An 835-nucleotide genomic window follows, 5' to 3' on the forward strand; every position below is an offset into this window, starting at 1 on the left:
AATCCTAGTAGGTTATCATAAACCAGCAACATTACTTAAAAGTGAAATATTAGTTCCTATACATTTAGGACGAGCTGTAATGAATGAACAAAGTAAAGATGCTGGTTTAAGTAATGACGATAAGGAATGGTTGTTATCTAATATGATAGGAGATGATACAGGAGATAATATATCTTATCTTAATAGATACTTTTGTGAGATGACTGGTATTTATTGGGCTTGGAAAAATTATGATAATTTAGGAAATCCTGAATATTTTGGTTTTATGCATTATAGAAGGCATTTTTTATTTAAAAATGAAGTTTGTCTTGATGTTAATACGGATGTAAAATATTTTAATAGTATTAGCAACGAATATTTATCTTATTGTTGTATTTTTGATAATGATAAAATTTGTAAACTTTTATTAGAGTGTGATATTGTACATGTTGCTGAATATTATGGTAAAACAGTTTATAATCAATTCAATGAAGATTTGTGTAATGAAAAATATGGCTTAGATTCAAAAATATGGGATTTATTTATTGATTTATTTTTGCAAAAATTTCCACATGAAAAAGAGTTATTTTTTAATTTTTTATCTACAAATAAACATGTTTGGTATAATATGTTTATTTTTAAAAAAAGTATTTTTATGTCATTTTGCAGTTGGGTTTTTCCAGTGCTTTTTGATTTATTCGACTCTATAAAATGTAAAGAATTAGATGTTAAAGGCATGAGGATAATAGGTTTTATAGCTGAAAGATTGATGAGTTATTATATATTTAAGCATAAAAATGATTATAAAGTTAAAAAATTTCAAATTTCTTTTATAATGAATACTGAGATTATGCAA

The 835-nt window shown here is 24.1% G+C and carries 1 protein-coding gene; it reads left to right on the plus strand.

What is annotated here, in order from left to right:
* A partial coding sequence (locus AVANS14531_RS09125; protein WP_336612162.1) for a DUF4422 domain-containing protein occupies positions 1-835 on the plus strand: 835 nt, incomplete at both ends.

Origin of the sequence: Campylobacter sp. Cr9, from assembly GCF_020138295.1 — a bacterium.
Classification (GTDB): Bacteria; Campylobacterota; Campylobacteria; order Campylobacterales; family Campylobacteraceae; genus Campylobacter_E.